The sequence below is a fragment of the Aureimonas sp. N4 genome (assembly GCF_001463925.1).
GTDB lineage: Bacteria > Pseudomonadota > Alphaproteobacteria > Rhizobiales > Rhizobiaceae > Aureimonas > Aureimonas ureilytica_A.
On record NZ_BBWS01000055.1, the window covers coordinates 75,830 to 96,081 of the forward strand.

The window sequence follows — 20,252 nt, forward strand, 5'->3', positions numbered from 1 at the left end:
AACGCAAATGAGAACAAAAAGGGAATATCCCTTGAACGATGAGAACGAAAAGAGTACATACACGTCACAGCCAAGCGGATTGCACCCGGTTCGCCCACATGAAATAAGGTCTTGTTTTCATGGCCCAAAGCTCACTCCGTCTCGTTGAGGATACTTCGGTGGACAAGAACAAGGCGCTCGATGCAGCGCTTTCGCAGATCGAACGGGCCTTCGGCAAGGGCTCTATCATGCGTCTCGGGCAAACCGAGAAGCTCGACATCGAGACGGTTTCGACCGGATCCCTCGGCCTCGACATCGCGCTCGGGATCGGCGGCCTTCCGAAGGGACGCATTGTCGAAATCTATGGCCCGGAATCCTCGGGCAAGACGACCCTGGCGCTGCACACTGTGGCCGAAGCGCAGAAGGCCGGTGGCATCTGCGCGTTCGTGGACGCCGAACATGCGCTTGATCCCGTCTATGCCCGCAAGCTCGGCGTCGATCTCGACAATCTCCTGATCTCGCAGCCCGACACCGGCGAGCAGGCGCTGGAAATCGTGGACACGCTGGTTCGCTCCGGCGCGATCGATGTTCTCGTGGTCGATTCGGTGGCAGCGCTCACGCCTCGGGCCGAAATCGAAGGCGAGATGGGCGACTCGTTGCCGGGCATGCAGGCGCGCCTGATGAGCCAGGCGCTGCGCAAGCTCACCGGCTCGATCTCGCGCTCCAAGTGCATGGTCATCTTCATCAACCAGATCCGCATGAAGATCGGCGTCATGTTCGGCTCGCCCGAAACGACCACGGGCGGCAACGCACTGAAATTCTACGCCTCGGTTCGTCTCGACATTCGCCGGATCGGTTCCATCAAGGAGCGCGAAGAGGTGACGGGCAACCAGACGCGCGTGAAAGTGGTGAAGAACAAGCTGGCCCCGCCGTTCAAGCAGGTCGAGTTCGACATCATGTATGGCGAGGGCGTGTCCAAGATGGGCGAGCTCGTCGATCTGGGCGTCAAGTCCGGCATCGTCGAGAAGTCCGGCGCTTGGTTCTCGTATAATTCCCAGCGTCTCGGCCAAGGCCGCGAGAACGCCAAGGCGACCATGCGGGACAACCCGGCCTTGGCGGCGGAGGTCGAATCGGCCATCCGCCAGAACGCCGGCCTGATCGCGGAGAAGCTTCTGGATGCCGGCCCCTCCGAGGACGGCGACGACGACGGCGAAGCCTGATGAACAGAAAACGCCCGCCTCTCTGGCGGGCGTTTTCGTATGTGGGTGTCTCTTGGCTTCGCATGGCCGTTGCAAGCCCGACATAGACAGGGTTTTGCCTCGCCGCTAAAAGGCTTGCGCGGAGCGGTAACCATGCCCCGGCCGCGTTTTCCCAATTGAAGGTTTTTCCATGAGTGGCGTGAACGAGATCCGGTCGACCTTTCTTCAATATTTCGCGAAGAACGGGCATGAGCCGGTCGCCTCCTCGCCGCTCGTGCCGCGCAACGACCCCACCCTGATGTTCACGAACGCCGGCATGGTGCAGTTCAAGAACGTCTTCACCGGGTTGGAGAAGCGCGATTACACGCGGGCGACCACCGCGCAGAAGGTGGTGCGCGCCGGCGGCAAGCACAACGATCTCGACAATGTCGGCTACACCGCGCGGCATCACACCTTCTTCGAGATGCTCGGTAATTTCTCCTTCGGCGACTATTTCAAGGAAGAGGCGATCAGCCTCGCCTGGAACCTCGTCACCAAGGAATTTGCGCTCGACAAGAGCCGTCTGCTCGTCACCGTCTATTCCGAGGACGAAGAAGCCGCGCGGCTTTGGAAGAGCATCGCCGGTTTCTCCGACGACAAGATCATCCGCATCCCGACCTCGGACAATTTCTGGACCATGGGCGAGACAGGCCCTTGCGGCCCTTGCTCCGAGATCTTCTACGATCAAGGCGAGTCGGTCTGGGGCGGCCCTCCGGGTTCGGCCGAGGAAGATGGCGACCGGTTCCTGGAATTCTGGAACCTCGTCTTCATGCAGTTCGAGCAGGTTTCGCCGGGTGAGCGCGTGGCGCTCCCGCGTCCCTCGATCGATACGGGCATGGGGCTGGAGCGTATCGCCGCGATCTTGCAAGGCGTGACCTCGAACTACGAGATCGATCTGTTCCGCCGCCTAATCGCCGCCGTCGAGGAGGCGATCGGATCGCGGGCCGAAGGCGATGCCCTGGCCAGCCACCGCGTCATCGCGGACCATCTGCGCGCGACAGCCTTCCTGATCGCGGACGGTGTGCTGCCCTCCAACGAAGGGCGCGGCTACGTGCTCCGCCGCATCATGCGGCGCGCGATGCGTCACGCCAAGCTGCTCGGTGCGCGTGAGCCCGTTCTGTTCAAGCTTCTGCCGACGCTCGTGTCCGAAATGGGCCGCGCCTATCCTGAGCTTGTGCGCGCGGAAGCACTGATCTCCGAGACGCTGAAGCTGGAAGAAAAGCGATTTCTGACGACGTTGGATCGCGGCCTGATCCTCCTCAACGAGGCGTCGCAAGACCTCGCGCAGGGGGACAGCCTCGATGGCGAAGTCGCCTTCAAGCTCTACGACACCTATGGCTTTCCGCTCGACCTGACGCAGGACGCGCTTCGTGCACGGGGAGTCGGAGTCGATCTCTCCAGCTTCCAGTCGGCTATGGAACGTCAGAAGGCCGAAGCCCGCGCGAGCTGGGTCGGCTCCGGCGAGGCGGCGGCCGAGACGGTGTGGTTCGCCATTCGCGAGCGCGAAGGCGCGACGGAGTTTCTCGGCTACGACACGGAAGCGGCCGAAGCCGAAGTTCGCGCCATCGTGCGCGATGGCGCCGAGGTGGCGGAAGCGAAGGCCGGCGATGCGGCGGCCGTGGTGCTCAACCAGACGCCTTTCTATGGGGAGTCGGGCGGCCAGGTCGGCGATACCGGCGTGCTCAAAGGCGAGGGCTTGCGCTTCGAAGTGGAGGACACGCAGAAGGTCGCCAATGGCTTGTTCATCCATCGTGGCAAGGTCACGGAAGGGACGCTGAAGCGCGGCGCGGCTCTGGAGCTCGTGGTGGACCACGCTCGTCGTTCGAAGATTCGGTCCAACCATTCCGCGACCCATCTTCTGCACGAGGGTCTGCGCGAAGTTCTGGGAACGCATGTGGCCCAGAAGGGCTCGCAGGTCTCGCCCGATCGCCTGCGCTTCGACTTCTCCCATCCCAAGCCCTTGGACGCTCCCGAGCTGGCGCGTGTCGAGGAACTCGCCAATGCGGTCATTCTTCAGAACACATCCGTCGAAACCCGACTGATGGCCGTGGACGACGCGATCGCGCTCGGAGCCATGGCGCTGTTCGGCGAGAAGTATGGCGACGAGGTTCGTGTCGTTTCCATGGGCGAGCCCAAGGGCGAGAAGGCGGCCTATTCGATCGAGCTTTGCGGCGGAACGCATGTCCGCTCCACCGGCGACATCGGTCTGATCCATGTTCTGTCGGAGAGTGCTGTCGGCGCGGGCGTTCGCCGTGTCGAGGCGCTGACCGGAGCAGCGGCGCGGGACTATCTCCTGGAGCAGGACGCCCGTGTGAAGCGGATTGCCGCGACCCTCAAGGCCGCTCCGAGCGAGATCGTGGAGCGTGTCGAGGCTCTGGCGGAGGATCGCCGCCGCTTGGAGCGTGAGCTGACGGAAGCCAAGAAGAAGCTGGCTTTGGCCGGCGACGGGCAGGGCGCATCCTCTACTCCCAAGGAGATCGGTGGCGTGTCGTTTGTCGGGCGCGTTCTGGACGGCGTGGCGGCGAAAGACCTCAAGGGTCTGGTGGACGAGGTCAAGGCTGGCCTCGGCTCCGGGATCGTGGCCTTCGTGGGCGTGGCCGACGGGAAGGCCAGCGTCGTGATCGGCGTCACCGAGGATCTGACCTCCCGCTTCAGTGCCGTGGATCTGGTCCGGGCCGCCTCGGAAGCGATCGGCGGCAAGGGCGGCGGCGGTCGCCCGGACATGGCTCAGGCAGGCGGGCCGGATGCGGATCGCGCTCAGGACGCCGTGGCCGCCGTGGAAGCGAAGCTCGCATCCTAAGACTATTTTGGCCTTCCCGTCATTATCCGATGGAGCTTACGGGCAGGCTGTGGCCGTAGTCGATGCTAACCCAGACAGCGCTCGTTCGGGGAGGCAACACAGGTTGATTTAAAAAGGGGCGGCTTCATGGGCCGCCCCTTTTTCCATTCCGCCACCGCCCCATCGCGGACCGACGGCCGCAAGAAGTGATTCCGCGCCACTTTGATCCGCAGGCTGGCGCAGGTCGCCGCCTGACTCCGCAGCGGGCGACCCGAGGGAAACCTAACTTTCTGTCCACCTCTTCCGAACTCCGTTGAAGGCGATCACGGTCGCGTTATCGTCCAGCTGGCGGATCATTCATTGGGAATGGGAGGTCAGAACGATGTCCGTTATCAGTTCAGCCGTCAGCGACCTGAAATCCTTGAACGCGTCGCAACGTCATACCTTGCTCGCGTCCTATCTCGGTTGGACGCTCGATGCGTTCGACTTCTTCCTACTGGTCTTCGTCCTCAATGCGATCGCGCAGGAGTTTCGCGTGGGGCTCGAAGCGGTGTCCTACACGCTCTTTCTGACGCTCGCCGCCCGTCCCGTCGGGGCGCTGATTTTCGGCCTCGCGGCGGATCGCTTCGGGCGGCGACCGATCATGATGACCAATATTCTGATCTACTCCGTTCTGGCTTTCGCTTCGGCCTTTTCGCCGAGCCTCACTGTTCTCATCGTCTTGCGGACGCTCTACGGTGTCGCGATGGGCGGTGAGTGGGGAATCGGCTCGTCACTGGTGATGGAAAGCGTGCCTGAGCGTGCGCGAGGTGTCGTGTCGGGTATCCTTCAGGCGGGCTACCCATCGGGGTACCTGATCGCCTCGCTGGTTTATCTGATTGCCTTCCCGCTGGTCGGATGGCGCGGCCTGTTTATGATCGGCATCCTGCCCGCGCTGCTGATCCTCTACATCCGGCGGACGGTGAAGGAGTCCCCTGCGTTCGAGGGGCGGAGGGCCGCTCGTCCTCTGTCTTTGACGCAGGCGTTGAAGGGAAATATCGGCCTGCTGATCTGGGCGGTTCTCTTGATGACCGCGTTCAACTTCTTCAGCCATGGCACGCAGGACGTTTATCCGACCTTCCTGGAGAAGCAGCTCGGCTACTCCAGCACCGTCACCGGAACGATTGCGATCATCTACAATATCGGAGCGATTCTCGGCGGCGTCTGTTTTGGCGCTTGGTCGCAAACGCTCGGCCGTCGGCGTGCCATCGTCGTGGCCGCCCTTCTGGCGATCCCGGCAGCAGGGCTTTGGACTTACGCTCCGAACGCGCCGCTGTTGGCCCTCGGAGCCTTCCTGGTTCAGTTCTGCGTGCAGGGGGCCTGGGGCGTCGTCCCGGCGCATCTCAACGAGATTTCGCCGCCGGATGTGCGAGGCACTTTCCCTGGAACGGCCTATCAGATCGGCAATCTTCTGGCCTCGGGCAATGCGACGATCCAGATCTCGCTCGCCGAGCATTGGGGCGGGAACTATGCGCTTGCGCTTCTCTCGACCATTCTGGTCGTCGCGGTGGCCGTCGCACTTCTCGCCGGCTTCGGCGTCGAGCGGCGCACCGCAGATCTGACAGCCGGCGCGCAGGGCGCGCCGGCTGAATAGAGCTTGAGATCAGGCCGAGGCCATCGCCTTCTTGAGGTTCTCGTCGATCTTGTCGAGGAAGCCGGTCGTGGAGAGCCACGGCTGGTCCGGCCCGATCAGGAGGGCAAGATCCTTTGTCATGTGACCGGCCTCGACGGTATCGATGCAGACCTTCTCGAGCGTGTCGGCAAAGCGCTTCAGCTCGGCATTGTCGTCGAGCTTGGCGCGGTGCGCCAGACCACGGGTCCAGGCGAAGATCGACGCGATCGAGTTGGTCGAGGTCTCCTGACCCTTCTGGTGCTGGCGGTAGTGGCGCGTCACGGTGCCGTGCGCGGCTTCCGCCTCGACCGTCTTGCCGTCCGGCGTCATCAGAACCGAGGTCATGAGGCCAAGCGAGCCGAAGCCCTGGGCCACGATGTCGGACTGCACGTCGCCGTCATAGTTCTTACAGGCCCAGACATAGCCGCCCGACCACTTGAGCGCCGAGGCGACCATGTCGTCGATCAGGCGGTGCTCATAGGTGAGCTTGCGGCTGTCGAACTCGGCTTTGAACTCGGCGTCGAACACCTCTTGGAAGATATCCTTGAAGCGGCCATCGTAGGCCTTCAGGATCGTGTTCTTGGTCGACAGGTAGACCGGATAGCCGCGCAGGAGGCCGTAGTTGAACGAGGCGCGGGCGAACTCGCGGATCGAGTCGTCGAGATTGTACATGGCCATCGCGACACCGGCGGAGGGCGCCTGATAGACCTCGTGCTCAATCACTTCGCCATCTTCGCCGACGAACTTGATCGAGAGCGTGCCCTTGCCGGGGAACTTGAAATCGGTCGCGCGGTACTGGTCGCCGAAGGCATGGCGGCCGACGATGATCGGCTGCGTCCAGCCCGGAACGAGGCGCGGCACGTTCTTCATGATGATCGGCTCGCGGAAGATCACACCGCCGAGGATGTTGCGGATCGTGCCGTTGGGCGACTTCCACATCTTCTTGAGCTTGAACTCTTCGACGCGCTGCTCGTCCGGCGTGATCGTCGCGCACTTGACGCCGACGCCATGCTTCTTGATCGCGTTGGCGGAATCGACCGTGACCTGATCGTTGGTCGCGTCGCGGTTCTCGACCGAAAGGTCGTAATACTCGAGGTCGATGTCGAGATAGGGGTGGATCAGCTTGTCCTTGATCGCCTGCCAGATGATCCGGGTCATCTCGTCGCCGTCCAGCTCCACGACCGGATTTTGGACCTTGATCTTCGCCATATGCTGCTTTCCCCAGATGGCCCCGGCCAGGCGGCCGGAGTGGTGTTGGACAGAGGGCGGGAGTGCCCCCGGCGTGATGGGGCGGCTATAACACCGGCGTCGAGCCCCGCAAAGCCGTCCGCGAGGCTGACGAAGGCTTTGCGCGGGGCGCAAGCCGCGCTAATGGCAGGCAAAGCTAACGAATTGAACGAAAGGGTTCGCCTTGGCCGGCACGAACCGCACCGACGAGAACCTGACCGAGGGACCCGCGATCATTCTGGTGGAGCCTCAGCTCGGCGAGAATATCGGCATGGTGGCGCGGGCCATGGCGAATTTCGGTCTTGCGGACCTGCGGCTGGTCAATCCGCGCGATGGCTGGCCGAACGAGAGGGCGCGAGCGAGCGCCTCGCGCGCCGACCATGTGATCGACGCCGTGAAGCTGTTCGATACGGTCGAGGCGGCGGCGGCGGATCTCACTTATCTCCTGGCCACCACGGCCCGACCTCGCGACTCCGTCAAGACGGTGCGGGGGCCAGACAGCGCGGCAGGCGAGCTGCGCGCGCGCATCGGTTCGGGACAGAAGGCCGGCATCCTGTTCGGGCGCGAACGCTTCGGCCTTTCGAACGAGGAGGTCGATCTGGCCGACGAGATCGTGACCTTCCCGGTCAATCCGGCCTTTGCCTCGCTCAATATCGCGCAGGCCGTCCTGCTGATGAGCTACGAATGGATGAAGTCCGGGTTGGACGAGAACGCCGCGCCGCGTTTCTCGGCGCCCGAGATCGCCCCGGCTGAGAAGGACAATCTCTATCGCTTCTTCGATCATCTGGAAGGCTCGCTCGACGCCGCCGGCTATTTCTTTCCGCCGGCCAAGCGCGAGGTGATGGTGCACAATCTTCGCATCATGCTGACGCGCGCGGGTTTCAGCGGACCCGAACTCAGCACGCTTCACGGCGTTCTGCGCTCGCTCGATCGCAAGGTCTCGAAATCGGCCGGAGAAGGCGAGTGAGCGAGGGGCCGGTTCTCCTGTTCGATTCCGGGCTCGGCGGGCTGACGGTTCTTCGCGAAGCGCGCGTGCTCATACCCGAGCGTCGCTTTCTTTATGTCGCCGACAACGCGGCCTTTCCCTATGGCAATTGGGAAGAGGAGGCGCTGCGCGAGCGAATCGTCACGCTGTTCGGGCGCTTGATCGAAGAGCACCGGCCCTCGATCTGCATGATCCCGTGCAACACCGCATCGACCCTGGTGCTGGGAGACCTGCGGGCGGCCTATCCCGGCATGAGCTTTGTCGGCACCGTGCCGGCCATCAAGCCGGCAGCCGAGCGCACGCGCTCGGGGCTCGTCAGCGTTCTGGCAACGCCGGGTACGGTCAGGCGCCAATACACGCGGGATCTCATCACCCAATGGGCTTCGAAATGCGAGGTCCATCTGGTGGGCAGCGTCCACCTCGCCGCGCTGGCCGAAGATTATCTACGCCACGGCTTCGTGGACGAGAATGCCGTTCAGGCCGAAACCGCGCCATGCTTTATCGAGCGCGACGGGCGGCGGACGGACATCGTGGTTCTCGCCTGCACGCATTATCCGTTCCTGGCCAACCGAATGCGCAAGACGGCGCCCTGGCCGGTGGACTGGCTGGACCCGGCCGAAGCAATCGCGCGGCGTGCGCTTTCGCTTCTGCCGTCACAAAGCGGCGAGGCGCCGGACGGCCCCGACCGCGCGATCTTTACGGCAGGCGAGCCGGACGCGGCCACGCGCGCTCTCATTCGCGGGTTCGGCTTGCGGGCCTGAGCAGCTCGAGGACGGATGTATCAGCTCTTTTGCAGCGTGACGTTCGACGTCGTGCGGCTCTGGCCGTCGACCCGATCCGTTACGGTTAGCGTGAAGGCCCCGTTGCCGCTGTTGCGAATGGTCATGACGGCATTGCGATCGCCATGCACCGGCTGAGGATAGACGAGATCGAGGGTCAGCGTATCGCCACGCAGGCGCCCGTTTCGCAACTGGGCCGGACCACGGCTTGACCCCGTATAGGTACCCGAAAAGCGGCCCGTCGACGGGTCGTAGCGGATATCGGCCCCGATCTCACGGCGCACGATAATGGCGGCCCGGCAGGTCCCGTCCATCCGCAAACGGTTGGCGCTGGCTGTTGCGCCCGTCAGAGAGCACGACACGCGGCGAGGGGAGGAATCCTGCTCGCGCTGCACCGTGCCACCGCCGGCAAAGCTCCCGTTGAACCGCTGGAAATAGCCTGCGTCGGCCTGAGCCGGGGAGATGAGCCCGAAGAGGAGAAGCGCCGCGATCGGCCGAGAGGTGCCGCTCTTGATCATGATCCCTATCCTGTTTCCGGAGGCCTAGGAGGAGGCCCGTCTTAAGGGGTTGAGACGGGAACGAACGGAGTGGGTGATCGTTCAACGGACATTGAGGCACGAACGAGTTTTCCATGGACCTGATCAAGATCATCTTCGCCATCCTGCTTCCCCCGCTCGGGGTCTTCATGGAAGTTGGCCTCGGCAAACACTTCTGGATCAACATCATCTTGACGCTGCTCGGCTATATTCCCGGCATCGTCCACGCTGTCTGGGTGATCGCCCGTAAGTAAGCCACGTCATTGTCTTGACGGTTTGTGACAGATCCATTATGGGGCTCGTATCAGCGGATCGAAAGGTCCGCTGTTTCTTTACGTGTCCCGTGGGTTGATCGCGTTTGTCGCGGCATCCCTGTCAGCTCGCCGCAGGGTGAGCAAAGGAGGGCGCGTTTCCTCGGCTGGCGGAATGGTCCGCTGGCTCTCCTTTTGGGAAATGCGATGTCTAAGCGCGAAGCGTCTAAGTACAAAATCGATCGCCGCATGGGCGAGAACATCTGGGGCCGTCCGAAGTCCCCGGTGAACCGCCGCCAGTACGGCCCGGGCCAGCATGGCCAGCGCCGCAAGGGCAAGATGTCTGACTTCGGCACGCAGCTGCGCGCCAAGCAGAAGCTCAAGGGCTACTACGGCGATCTGTCCGAGAAGCAGTTCCGCAAGATCTACGAAGAGGCCGCCCGTCGTCGCGGCGACACTTCGGAGAACCTGATCGGCCTGCTCGAGTCGCGCCTCGATGCGATCGTCTACCGTGCGAAGTTCGTTCCCACGATCTTCGCCGCTCGTCAGTTCGTGAACCATGGCCATGTCACCGTCAACGGCGTGCGTACGAACATCGGTTCGTACCGCTGCAAGCAGGGCGACGTGATCGAGGTTCGTCAGAAGTCGAAGCAGCTGACCGTGCTCATCGAAGCCACGCAGCTCGCCGAGCGTGACGTGCCGGACTACCTCGAAGTCGATCACAGCAAGATGGTCGCGACGCTGCAGCGCGTTCCGGGCCTGCACGATGTTCCGTATCCGGTGATCATGGAACCGAACCTCGTCGTCGAGTTCTACTCGCGCTGATCGGTCGTCCATCGACGCACCTTTTCGAAAGGCCGCCATCGGGCGGCCTTTTGTTTTTATGGCTTGGTTGTTACAGCCTGCCGTGAAGGAGCAAGCGACATGCTGGACGAGGTCAGGCCAAGCGAGGCGGGCGCGGGTGAGGCGGAGTTCGAACCGGGCGAGGGCGCGCATCCGCTGTTTCGCGACTCTCCCGATTCGGTCAGTTTCAAGAAGCTGCGCAAGCGGCTCCTGCGGCAAGTTCGCGAAACGCTTCAGACCTATGCGATGGTCCGGCCCGGTGCGCGCTGGCTGGTTGGTCTGTCCGGCGGCAAGGATTCCTACACGCTGCTGGCGCTGCTGGTCGATCTTCAATGGCGCGGGTTGCTGCCGGTCGATCTGCTGGCCTGCAATCTCGATCAGGGCCAACCGAACTTTCCCCAGCACATCCTGCCCGATTTCCTGATGCGCCATGGCGTCCCGCACCGCATCGAATATCGCGACACCTATTCGATCGTGAAGGAAAAGGTGCCCGAGGGCGCCACGACCTGCGCGCTCTGTTCGCGACTGCGGCGCGGCAACCTGTATCGGATCGCCCGCGAGGAGGGCTGCGAGGCGCTGGTTCTCGGGCATCACCTCGACGACAGCATCGAGACCTTCTTCCTCAACATGCTGCATGGCGGCAAGCTTTCGGCGATGCCGGCCAAGCTCCTGAACGACGAGGGCGATCTCACCGTTCTGCGCCCTCTCATCCGTTCCTCGGAAGAGGATATCGCGCGCTTTGCCGAAGCGATGCGCTTCCCGATCATTCCCTGCGACCTTTGTGGGAGTCAGGAAGGTCTTCAACGCAGCGCGCTCAAGACCTTTCTCGCCGATCTCGATCGGCGCTTTCCCGGCCGCAAGGAAACGATCGGGCGCTCGCTGTCGAGCGTGAAGCCGAGCCATCTGCTCGACCCCGCCTTGTTCGACTTCGCCAATCTGCATCCACAAAGGGACGAGACGCCGTGACCCTGCCTATCGACGAACTGGCCCAGATTCTGCGAAACGCCGCCAAGGCCGAAATCATGCCCCGCTTTCGCAGGCTGGGGGATGGAGACATCCGGGAAAAGACGTCGGCCGTCGATCTCGTGACCGAGGCAGACGAGGCGGCGGAACGCTTCATCAAGCGTGAGTGCGCTGTCCTGATGCCGAGCGCACTTTTCGTCGGAGAGGAAGGCGTGGCGGCTGATCCGGCCCTGCTGTCGCGGATCGCGGACGCCGATCTTTCCATCATCGTGGACCCGATCGACGGCACCGCGAATTTTGCGGCGGGCGCGCCTTTGTTCGGCGTCATGGCGGCGGTCGTCTCGAAAGGCGAGACGGTCGCGGGCTTGATCTACGATCCGCTGGGCGATGACTGGATGTTGGCCGAAAAGGGGTCGGGAGCCTATCTCGTGCGCACTGACGGCGAGCGGGTTCGGCTGCGGGCTGCGGCTCCTGCACCGGTGGCGGACATGATCGGCGTCGCATCGTCTTCAATGCTACCGAAGGATCAGCGCCGCGCGTTGCTGACCCGGCTCGCGGAAACCCGCATCCTCGCGAACTACCGCACCGCTGCGCATGAATATCGTCTCACGGCGTCCGGCGCGCTGCATTATCAGTTCTACGTCAAGCTCATGCCCTGGGACCATCTGGCCGGCTCGCTACTCCTGGAGGAGGCCGGCGGCTACGTCCGCAAATGGGATGGCTCGCCTTACCGTCCAACCGACGTCAATGGCGGCCTTCTTACCGCGCCGGACGCGGAGAGCTGGCGCGAGTTGCGACAGCTCATCGGCAGCGATATCGCTTGAAGGATAAGGCCGGTTCAGTGAACCGGCCTTTTTTCATTCTGCGGCCGCGTGAGAATGCGTGACGAGCGGATCCTCTCGGCTGGGCGCGCGATCTCTTGCGAAGAGCTTGCCGTTTTCCGCGATCAACGCGCAAAGAAGAGCCCCGATCGAAAGGACGACATAGCCGCTCAGGAGGGGAATGAGCGTTCCGTCATAAAGGTAGCCGATCGTTGCCCCAAGCACGCCGCCGCCGAAGGTCTGCATGAAGCCCAAAACGGAGGAGGCTGTTCCTGCGACATGCCCCAGAGGCTCCATCGCCAGAGCGTTGAAGTTCGTGCCGATGAAACCGAACAAGCAAAGCGTCGCGATAATCCCGACCAGGAAGACCGGGAAGGGCGGCACGCCGCCCGACAGCAGCGCGATCGTCAGATGCAGGATGTTGAAGGCGAGGAACAGACAGAGCGCACCGTGCGACAGACGTCGCATTCCGAAGCGCACCACGAGGCGCGAGTTAGTGAAGGACGCGACCGCCATGAAGATCGCACCGGCCGAGAAGTAAAGCGTGAAAGCCGGCCCCAGCGCGTAGATCGTCCCATAGACCTGCTCAGCCTGGTTGATAAAGGCGAAGAGAACACCAAAGGTGAGGGCGGTCGAAAGCGTATAGGCGAAGGCGCGCCGGTTGGTCACGACCAGCCTGAAGGCGCCTGTCACGCGGCTCATCGTTAGCGGAATGCGATCTTCGGGATGCAGGGTCTCCGGCATTCGGAAATAGGTCCAGACCGCCACGAAAGCGCCGAACGCGGAGATGGCCAGAAAGATCTCGTGCCAATCGCCAAACAGAAGGATCAACTGGCCGAGATTGGGGGCGATGACCGGGATGACCATGAAGATCATCATGACGAGCGACATGACGCTGGCCATGCGCGCGCCGCCGAAACAATCCCGGACAACCGACACCGCGATGACGCGGGTCGCCGCCGCGCCAATGCCTTGGATCGCGCGTAGGGCCAGCAGGATTCCGAAAGTCGGGGCGAACACGGCCGCGATCGAAGCCGCCACATAGATCGCCAGCCCGAACAGAAGCACCGGACGCCGGCCATAACGATCCGACAGTGTGCCGTAGGCGATCTGCGCGATACCGAAGCCCATCACGTAGGACGAGATGACGAACTGCGCCTGATTGGGATTGGAAAGTTCGAGCGATCGCGCGATGCCCGTGAGCGCCGGAATGAAGATGTCGATCGCGGCGGCGTTCAGCGCCATGATGCAGGCGATAAGGGTCACGAGTTCCCAATAGGGGATCCCGCGCGTACGATCCGGCGCGTCCGACATAGGCTCAATCTTTCTTGATGCCGCTTTCGTCTACAGCCTCCCACGCCAAATGGAAAGGGTGACTGATTGGTGCGGGGCTCATGAGCGCGCACCCGGTCTGAAACGAAAAAAGCCCGCTTCGGTTCGAAGCGAGCCTTTATCAGCGGTAAAAAGAAACGTGGTTTACTGCGCGGCCGCGACGCCCTTGGCCTCGATGCCGCGTTCGCCGAAGAAGTCCTGCAACTCGCCCGCCTGGAACATTTCGCGCAGAATGTCGCAGCCGCCGACGAATTCGCCCTTGACGTAGACTTGCGGGATGGTCGGCCAGGAGCCGTATTCCTTGATACCGTTGCGCAGATCGTCCGACGACAGGACGTTGACGCCCTTATAAGGGACGCCGAGATAATTCAGGATCTGAACGACTTGGCCGGAAAAACCGCACTGGGGGAAATCCGGAGTGCCCTTCATGAAGACGATCACGTCGTTCGTCTTCACCTCGTTGTCGATCCAATCGATGATGCCGCTCATGGCCGGGTCCGTTTTCTGGTTGGCCTTCGTCCGTCAGGCGAAGGAAGCAATCTGATCGCGACCGACGAGCGGGGCCGCGTCTGCGTTGTAGTTATGCTTTCGGCGCGCTGGTTTGAAGGGCGAGGGCGTGAAGCACACCGCCCATATTTCCCTGCAGGGCCTGATACACCATCTGATGCTGCTGCACGCGCGACTTGCCGCGAAAACTCTCCGCGACGACCTCGGCGGCGTAGTGATCCCCATCGCCCGCGAGATCGCGGATCGTGACCACGGCATCCGGGATCGCTTGGCGGATCATGGACTCGATGTCGTGAGCGTTCATCGGCATGCCGTCGGTCTCCTCAAGGCTTTCAGGTCCGGTTCGAAGATAGAGGCTTCGCCCGGACCCGGCAACGCGTCTCAGGCGGCGCTGGCGTCCACGGTGCCCGACATGAAGTTCGGGAACCAGCTTTCATGCGTGACGATTAGGCGCTCGATCTCCAGCGACAGAGCGCCGTTGACGACCAGCGCCGTTCCGCCCACCGTGCCGAGCTCGCGCAGCGGTATGCCCTGCGCGTCGGCTTCCAGCGAGGCGGCATCCTTTGCAGATACGGCCACGACGTACCGCGCCTGATCCTCGCCGAAGAGCGGGCCGTGCAGCGCGCCGCCGCCGACATTCACCTTCGCGCCGCGTCCGGACGCCATGCACATTTCCGCCAGCGCGATGCCGAGGCCACCGTCCGAGAGATCGTGGCAGGCCGTGACGCGGCCGGAGCGGATCAGCTTGCGCACGAAATCTCCGTGGCGCTTCTCCATCTCCAGATCCACTGGAGGCGGCGCGCCCTCTTCGCGTCCTTCGACTTCGCGCAGGTAAACCGAGCTGCCGAGGTGTTGCCCGTCCTGTCCCACCAGGAACAAAACGTCGCCGTCGCGCATCCCGCCGATCGTCGCGGTGAACTGGCGATCCTCGATCAGACCGACGCCGCCGATCGTGGGCGTCGGCAGGATCGCGCGGCCTTGGGTCTCGTTGTAGAGCGAGACGTTGCCGGAGACGATCGGGAAATCGAGCGCGCGGCAGGCAGCGCCGATCCCTTCCACGGCCTTGACGAACTGGCCCATGATCTCAAGCTTTTCGGGATTGCCGAAATTGAGATTGTCGGTCGCCGCTAAGGGCTCTGCGCCCACCGCCGTCAGGTTGCGCCAGCATTCGGCGACAGCCTGCGCGCCGCCCTGCCAGGGATCGGCCTCGCAATAGCGCGGCGTCACGTCGGACGAAAAGGCGAGCGCCTTGGTCGGGTGCCCATCGACGCGCACGACGCCGGCGTCGCCGCCCGGCCGCTGAAGCGAATTGCCCTGGATCAGCGTGTCATATTGCTCGAAGACCCAGCGGCGCGAGGCGATGTCGGGCGAGCCGAGCACCTTCAGAAGCGCCTGCGCATAGTCGCGGGGCTCAGGGATATCGGCGAGATGTACCACCTTGGCGGGTTTGGGCTCGGTCCAAGGCCGATCATATTCCGGCGCTTCGTCGCCGAGTTCCTTGATCGGCAGATTGGCGACTTCGGTCCCGTCGAACAGGATGCGGAAGCGAAGATCGTCGGTCGTCTTGCCGACCACCGCGAAGTCCAAGCCCCATTTGCGGAAGATCGCCTCGGCGACCTCCTGCTTGGAGGGCTCCAGAACCATGAGCATCCGCTCCTGGCTTTCCGACAGCATCATTTCGTAAGGCGTCATGCGCTCTTCGCGCACCGGCACCTTGTTGAGATCCAGTTCGATGCCGAGATCGCCCTTCGCGCCCATCTCGACGGCCGAGCAGGTGAGACCTGCTGCGCCCATGTCCTGAATGGCGATGACCGCGCCGGTCTGCATGAGCTCGAGGCAGGCTTCAAGCAGGCATTTCTCGGTGAAGGGGTCACCGACCTGGACGGTCGGGCGCTTCTCTTCGATCTTCTCGTCGAACTCGGCCGAAGCCATGGTCGCACCGCCGACGCCGTCGCGCCCGGTCTTGGCACCGAGATAGACGACCGGCTGCCCGACGCCCTTCGCCTCCGACAGGAAGATCGCGTCGGCCTTCGCGAGACCGGCCGCGAAGGCGTTGACGAGGCAGTTGCCGTTATAGCGCGAGTGGAAGTTCACCTCGCCGCCGACGGTCGGCACGCCGAAGGAATTGCCATACCCGCCGACGCCTGCGACGACACCGGCCACGAGGTGGCGGGTCTTGGGATGGTCCGGCGCGCCGAAGCGGAGCGCGTTCATGGCCGCGATCGGCCGCGCGCCCATGGTGAACACATCGCGCAGAATGCCGCCTACACCCGTTGCCGCGCCCTGATAGGGCTCGATATAGGAGGGGTGATTGTGCGACTCCATCTTGAAGACGACGCAGTCGCCGTCTCCGATGTCCACGACGCCGGCGTTTTCGCCCGGTCCCTGAATGACGCGCGGCCCCTTGGTCGGCAGCGTGCGCAACCAGCGCTTGGAAGACTTGTACGAGCAGTGCTCGTTCCACATCGCCGAGAAGATGCCGAGTTCGGTGATCGTCGGCTCGCGGCCGATCAGATCGAGAATACGCTGATATTCGTCCGGCTTCAGCCCGTGACTGGCGATGAGTTCGGGCGTGATGGCAATGTTGGTCATGAAGCCTCCGAACGAGAGGAGAGAAACGCGCTTGGCCGCTCTTCGCATTGGAAAAGCGCGATCACAAGCGGAAAGAGAGGGGTTTTCAACGGGCGTCCACCCAGTCGGACCGGGTACGACACGCGCCGACATCGGCAGCGGCCCGCAGAATCTGGACGTCGTCCTCTACCTGGCTCACCGCGCCGGAAATGCGGCGTTGGAGAATCAACAGCGTATGGTCGAAACCGCCGCCGCGCTTGGCGGAGCGAAGACAGATGGCATATCCACGCGACGGATCGCCAAACAGGAAATTGCGAGTGCGCTGGAAGGAACGGCCACGATAGACCGCGTGGCCCGTCTCCCCAAGATATTGCCGCTCCAAGGCATTGGGGGCTTCCATGGAGGGGGCGCCTTGCGAGGAGGAGGGAGCCGCAACGGACTGGCAGCCTGATGTCAGTCCAAGAGCCAGGCCCAGAACGCAGACAGACAAGCGCGGCGTCATGTCAGGCCGAACACTCGCCCGATCCTGCCTTCCAGCGGGCCAGATCGCCTTCGAGGCGCGAGCGCATGGACGTGTTCAGAAGAGGGCCGTAGGTCTCGACATCGGCCGATCCTGCCCGTCCCTCGACCACCAGAAGCGGCCTGGCCTCCATGCGGCCTTTCGGGACCAGAAGGAAGCGTGGACGCCCGGAGAACGAGGAGAGCTCCGGCGCTAGAGAATAGCCGGTGAAGGCCGGATCGCGGCTTTTGATCCAGCAGCGATTGGCCGTCAGCGCCAGACGCTCCATGCGATCCAGCCCGGTATCCACTTTCGGCGTCGGCATGGGCTTCTGCACCGAAGGGGATACGACCGGCGACGCACAACTGGCTAGGAAGGCGAGCATCAGACCGATTAGCGCGGCAACGGACCCGAGCGCTGCGCCAAAGACACCGAGCAGCAGCCCGACCGTACCCATCATGACCGCGACCAAGCCGAACGCGATCGGGGACAAAACGACGAGGGCCGGCAGGAGCGCGGCGATCAAGAGATATCGCGCGAGATGGGCTCGGCTCACGCGGCCAGACCGTGCGGCGAAAGACCCAGCGCGCTTTCGAAAATGCCTCGCCCGTCCGTTCCGCCGTGTTCGGGCTCGATCAGATTTTCCGGATGAGGCATCAAGCCGAGAACGTTGCCCTCGGCGCTGACAATGCCGGCAATGTCGTTGATCGCGCCGTTCGGGTTGGTGCCCTCCGCGTAACGGAAAGCCACATGACCCTCGCCTTCGATCCGGGCGAGCGTCTCGGGATCGGCGAAATAATTGCCGTCATGATGCGCCACGGGGCAGCGAATGATCTGACCCTGCGTATAGGCGTTGGTGAAGCGCGTAGAGGCGTTCGCGACCTGCAGCTTCACTTCGCGGCACACGAATTTCAGGCTCGTGTTGCGCATCAGCGCGCCCGGCAGGAGACCGGCTTCGCAAAGGATCTGGAAGCCGTTGCAGACACCGAGAACCGCCACGCCCTTCTTCGCCTTCTCGGCGACGGCGCGCATGATCGGCGAGCGCGCAGCGATCGCGCCGCAGCGCAGATAATCGCCGAAGGAGAAGCCGCCGGGAACGACGATCAGATCGACATCGGGGATCTCCGTGTCGGTCTGCCAGACGGTGACGGGCGCTGAGCCGGAAATCTTGGTCAAGGCCGCGATCATGTCGCGGTCGCGGTTGAGGCCGGGAAGAAGAACGACGGCGGATTTCATGATGGTCCGACCTCAGGCGATCTGAATGGCGTAATTCTCGATGACCGTGTTGGCGAGGAGCTGTTCGCACATCGCCTTCAGATCGGCCTCGGCCTTGGCGCGGTCGGAGCCTTCGATTTCGACGTCGAAGACCTTGCCTTGGCGAACGGCACCGACGCCCCCGAAGCCGAGCGTTCCGAGCGCTCCTTCGATCGCCTTGCCCTGTGGGTCCAGAACGCCGTTCTTGAGGGTGACGACGATGCGAGCCTTGATCACGGTATAAGCCTGCCTTGAGAATGAACCAGTCGAAGAGCCGGCGCCGGTTGCGACGCCGGCAGAGGCGTCACTTGACCAACACCGGCCCGGAAGGGCGGGGCGGCTCGTTTTCGTTCATGATGCCCAGCCGGCGGGCGACTTCCTGATAGGCCTCGACCAGTCCGCCCAGGTCGCGACGGAAGCGATCCTTGTCGAGCTTGTCTTGGGTTTGCGTGTCCCAGAGCCGGCAGGAGTCGGGCGAGATTTCATCGGCCACGACGATGCGCATCATGTCGCCTTCGAAAAGGCGGCCGGTCTCGATCTTGAAATCGACCAGCTGGATGCCGACGCCGAGGAAGAGGCCGGACAGGAAATCGTTGACGCGGATGGCAAGCGCCATGATGTCGTCGATTTCCTGCGGGCTGGCCCATCCGAAGGCTGTGATATGCTCTTCCGACACCATCGGATCGTCGAGCTGATCGGCCTTGTAATAGAATTCGATGATCGAGCGCGGGAGGACCGTGCCTTCTTCGATGCCGAGGCGTTTGGCGAGCGAACCCGCCGCCACGTTGCGCACCACGACCTCGAGCGGAATAATCTCCACTTCCTTGATCAGCTGCTCGCGCATGTTCAACCGACGAATGAAATGCGTCGGAATGCCGATCCGGTTCAGATGCGTGAAGATATACTCGGAAATCCGATTGTTGAGGACGCCCTTGCCGTCCACGACCTCGTGCTTCTTCTTGTTGAAGGCGGTCGCGTCGTCCTTGAAAAACTGGACGAGTGTGCCGGGCTCGGGACCTTCGTAAAGGATTTTCCCCTTGCCTTCGTAGATACGGCGGCGACGTGACATGGACATTGCTCGATCGTTAAAAAGGCGAGTCGTTGGAAAACTCGCGATAAACCGCATGCTTAAGCCGGCTGCATATCCCAAACGCGGGGTCTAAACAATCGCCTCGCCGAATTTGTCGGGCCCAGCGGCGAGAACTGGCACCCCATCTTGCCAAACGGACCCGGCTCGTTCGATCTGCAAAAAACCAATGGAGGCAAGCGATGACGATCCCGACTCTGCGAAGCATTTTGGGTCAGGAGCGCGCCGCGCTCTCGGCCTGGTCCGGTCTGGGCGATGCGGTGGTTCACGAGACTTTATTGCGCGCCTTCGACGCCATCACGCTCGACGTGCAGCATGGGTTGCAGGGCATATCGGAAATCCGCGAGGGATGCGCCCGCGCGGCCTTCCTGGGCAAACCAGCCATCGTGCGCGTGCCCGTCGGTGATCTTGCCATGGCGGGCCGAGTGCTGGATTTCGGCGCGACGGGCGTCATCATGCCCATGGTGGACAGCGCGGAGGAGGCAAGACAGTTTGCTCGTGCGTTGCTGTATCCCCCGCTTGGAACACGGTCCTTCGGGCCGGCCAGAGCGGTCGATCTGTTCGGGGCCGCGTCGGGCGCGGCCTATATCGACACGGCGCAGGAAGCGATCGTATCCCTTGCGATGATCGAGACGGCGGGCGCATTCCGCGAGATCGACGCCATTCTGGATGTGCCGGAACTCGGCGGCGTGTTCGTCGGCCCGTCCGATCTGTCCTTGGCGCTGACCGGGCGTCTCGATCCGAACGGCACGGGCACGGACGAAGCAGCGCTCTCGATCTGCCGCAAGAGCAAGGCCGCTGGCAAGATCGCCGCCGTCTATGCCGCGAACGCGCCCGATGCGCGGCGCTATCAGGCCATGGGCTACGATCTCATCTGCGTCGCCAGCGACGTGTCCCTGCTCAAGCAGGCGTCGTTGGCGATCTGCGCGGACATCCGGGGGTAGCGCGCG

The 20,252-nt window shown here is 63.1% G+C and carries 21 protein-coding genes; 10 read left to right on the top strand and 11 right to left on the bottom strand.

The genetic code is table 11. From position 1 onward, the window contains the following. Positions 1 to 119 precede the first annotated feature (119 nt). The 3 genes from recA to AUL28_RS18850 all read left to right on the top strand — a co-directional run bounded on the left by recA (position 120) and on the right by AUL28_RS18850 (position 5,629). Complete coding sequence (gene recA, locus AUL28_RS18840) at positions 120 to 1,199, top strand: recombinase RecA (protein ID WP_058602449.1); 1,080 nt, start codon at positions 120 to 122, stop codon at positions 1,197 to 1,199. 169 nt (positions 1,200 to 1,368) lie between these two features. Beyond that, positions 1,369 to 4,017: an alanine--tRNA ligase gene (alaS, locus tag AUL28_RS18845; protein ID WP_062235698.1), complete on the top strand. Its 2,649-nt coding sequence runs from the start codon at positions 1,369 to 1,371 to the stop codon at positions 4,015 to 4,017. Positions 4,018 to 4,378: 361 nt separating this feature from the next. Further along, on the top strand, positions 4,379 to 5,629 hold the full coding sequence (locus AUL28_RS18850; protein ID WP_062235980.1) for an MFS transporter: 1,251 nt from the start codon (positions 4,379 to 4,381) through the stop codon (positions 5,627 to 5,629). A 9-nt stretch (positions 5,630 to 5,638) separates the two neighbouring features. Here AUL28_RS18850 and AUL28_RS18855 read toward each other — a convergent pair whose 3' ends face one another. Then, positions 5,639 to 6,856, bottom strand: a complete 1,218-nt coding sequence (locus AUL28_RS18855) for an NADP-dependent isocitrate dehydrogenase (protein WP_058602451.1) — start codon at positions 6,854 to 6,856, stop codon at positions 5,639 to 5,641. A 202-nt stretch (positions 6,857 to 7,058) separates the two neighbouring features. On the opposite strand from AUL28_RS18855, the gene AUL28_RS18860 reads away from it, so the two are divergent. Continuing rightward, positions 7,059 to 7,841, top strand: a complete 783-nt coding sequence (locus AUL28_RS18860; RefSeq protein ID WP_062235701.1) for an RNA methyltransferase — start codon at positions 7,059 to 7,061, stop codon at positions 7,839 to 7,841. Continuing rightward, complete coding sequence (gene murI, locus AUL28_RS18865; protein WP_062235704.1) at positions 7,838 to 8,620, top strand: glutamate racemase; 783 nt, start codon at positions 7,838 to 7,840, stop codon at positions 8,618 to 8,620. Before AUL28_RS18860 ends, murI begins: the two co-directional genes overlap by 4 nt. A gap of 20 nt (positions 8,621 to 8,640) precedes the next feature. Here the strand turns inward: murI and AUL28_RS18870 are convergent, their stop codons facing one another. Beyond that, positions 8,641 to 9,156, bottom strand: coding sequence for a hypothetical protein (locus tag AUL28_RS18870; protein WP_062235707.1), 516 nt, complete (start codon positions 9,154 to 9,156; stop codon positions 8,641 to 8,643). Between the two features lie 113 nt (positions 9,157 to 9,269). On the opposite strand from AUL28_RS18870, the gene AUL28_RS22300 reads away from it, so the two are divergent. The 4 genes from AUL28_RS22300 to AUL28_RS18885 all read left to right on the top strand — a co-directional run bounded on the left by AUL28_RS22300 (position 9,270) and on the right by AUL28_RS18885 (position 12,055). Next, complete coding sequence (locus AUL28_RS22300) at positions 9,270 to 9,428, top strand: YqaE/Pmp3 family membrane protein (RefSeq protein WP_082640577.1); 159 nt, start codon at positions 9,270 to 9,272, stop codon at positions 9,426 to 9,428. Positions 9,429 to 9,632: 204 nt separating this feature from the next. Then, positions 9,633 to 10,250 (top strand): 30S ribosomal protein S4, encoded by a 618-nt coding sequence (rpsD, locus tag AUL28_RS18875; protein WP_058602455.1) that lies wholly within the window; start codon positions 9,633 to 9,635, stop codon positions 10,248 to 10,250. A gap of 99 nt (positions 10,251 to 10,349) precedes the next feature. After that, complete coding sequence (gene ttcA / locus AUL28_RS18880; protein ID WP_062235710.1) at positions 10,350 to 11,234, top strand: tRNA 2-thiocytidine(32) synthetase TtcA; 885 nt, start codon at positions 10,350 to 10,352, stop codon at positions 11,232 to 11,234. Then, positions 11,231 to 12,055, top strand: coding sequence for an inositol monophosphatase family protein (locus AUL28_RS18885; protein WP_062235713.1), 825 nt, complete (start codon positions 11,231 to 11,233; stop codon positions 12,053 to 12,055). The genes ttcA and AUL28_RS18885 overlap by 4 nt, the downstream gene beginning before the upstream one ends. Positions 12,056 to 12,088: 33 nt before the next feature. Here the strand turns inward: AUL28_RS18885 and AUL28_RS18890 are convergent, their stop codons facing one another. The 9 genes from AUL28_RS18890 to purC form a co-directional block, all read right to left on the bottom strand. Beyond that, positions 12,089 to 13,366, bottom strand: a complete 1,278-nt coding sequence (locus AUL28_RS18890) for a multidrug effflux MFS transporter (protein WP_062235717.1) — start codon at positions 13,364 to 13,366, stop codon at positions 12,089 to 12,091. Positions 13,367 to 13,528: 162 nt separating this feature from the next. Continuing rightward, on the bottom strand, positions 13,529 to 13,873 hold the full coding sequence (gene grxD, locus AUL28_RS18895; RefSeq protein ID WP_062235720.1) for a Grx4 family monothiol glutaredoxin: 345 nt from the start codon (positions 13,871 to 13,873) through the stop codon (positions 13,529 to 13,531). Between the two features lie 91 nt (positions 13,874 to 13,964). Beyond that, positions 13,965 to 14,201, bottom strand: coding sequence for a BolA/IbaG family iron-sulfur metabolism protein (locus AUL28_RS18900; RefSeq protein WP_062235723.1), 237 nt, complete (start codon positions 14,199 to 14,201; stop codon positions 13,965 to 13,967). Between the two features lie 71 nt (positions 14,202 to 14,272). Continuing rightward, positions 14,273 to 16,483: a phosphoribosylformylglycinamidine synthase subunit PurL gene (gene purL, locus AUL28_RS18905; RefSeq protein ID WP_062235983.1), complete on the bottom strand. Its 2,211-nt coding sequence runs from the start codon at positions 16,481 to 16,483 to the stop codon at positions 14,273 to 14,275. Positions 16,484 to 16,568: 85 nt separating this feature from the next. Further along, positions 16,569 to 16,862, bottom strand: coding sequence for a hypothetical protein (locus tag AUL28_RS18910; protein WP_062235725.1), 294 nt, complete (start codon positions 16,860 to 16,862; stop codon positions 16,569 to 16,571). A 103-nt stretch (positions 16,863 to 16,965) separates the two neighbouring features. Continuing rightward, positions 16,966 to 17,517: a hypothetical protein gene (locus AUL28_RS23395; RefSeq protein WP_244493570.1), complete on the bottom strand. Its 552-nt coding sequence runs from the start codon at positions 17,515 to 17,517 to the stop codon at positions 16,966 to 16,968. Further along, positions 17,514 to 18,197, bottom strand: coding sequence for a phosphoribosylformylglycinamidine synthase subunit PurQ (gene purQ / locus AUL28_RS18920; RefSeq protein ID WP_058602313.1), 684 nt, complete (start codon positions 18,195 to 18,197; stop codon positions 17,514 to 17,516). The genes AUL28_RS23395 and purQ overlap by 4 nt, the downstream gene beginning before the upstream one ends. A 12-nt stretch (positions 18,198 to 18,209) precedes the next feature. Beyond that, positions 18,210 to 18,452: a phosphoribosylformylglycinamidine synthase subunit PurS gene (gene purS / locus AUL28_RS18925; protein WP_062235728.1), complete on the bottom strand. Its 243-nt coding sequence runs from the start codon at positions 18,450 to 18,452 to the stop codon at positions 18,210 to 18,212. 67 nt (positions 18,453 to 18,519) lie between these two features. After that, positions 18,520 to 19,284: a phosphoribosylaminoimidazolesuccinocarboxamide synthase gene (gene purC, locus AUL28_RS18930; RefSeq protein WP_058602324.1), complete on the bottom strand. Its 765-nt coding sequence runs from the start codon at positions 19,282 to 19,284 to the stop codon at positions 18,520 to 18,522. Between the two features lie 200 nt (positions 19,285 to 19,484). On the opposite strand from purC, the gene AUL28_RS18935 reads away from it, so the two are divergent. Further along, positions 19,485 to 20,246 (top strand): HpcH/HpaI aldolase family protein, encoded by a 762-nt coding sequence (locus AUL28_RS18935; protein ID WP_062235732.1) that lies wholly within the window; start codon positions 19,485 to 19,487, stop codon positions 20,244 to 20,246. Positions 20,247 to 20,252 lie beyond the last annotated feature (6 nt).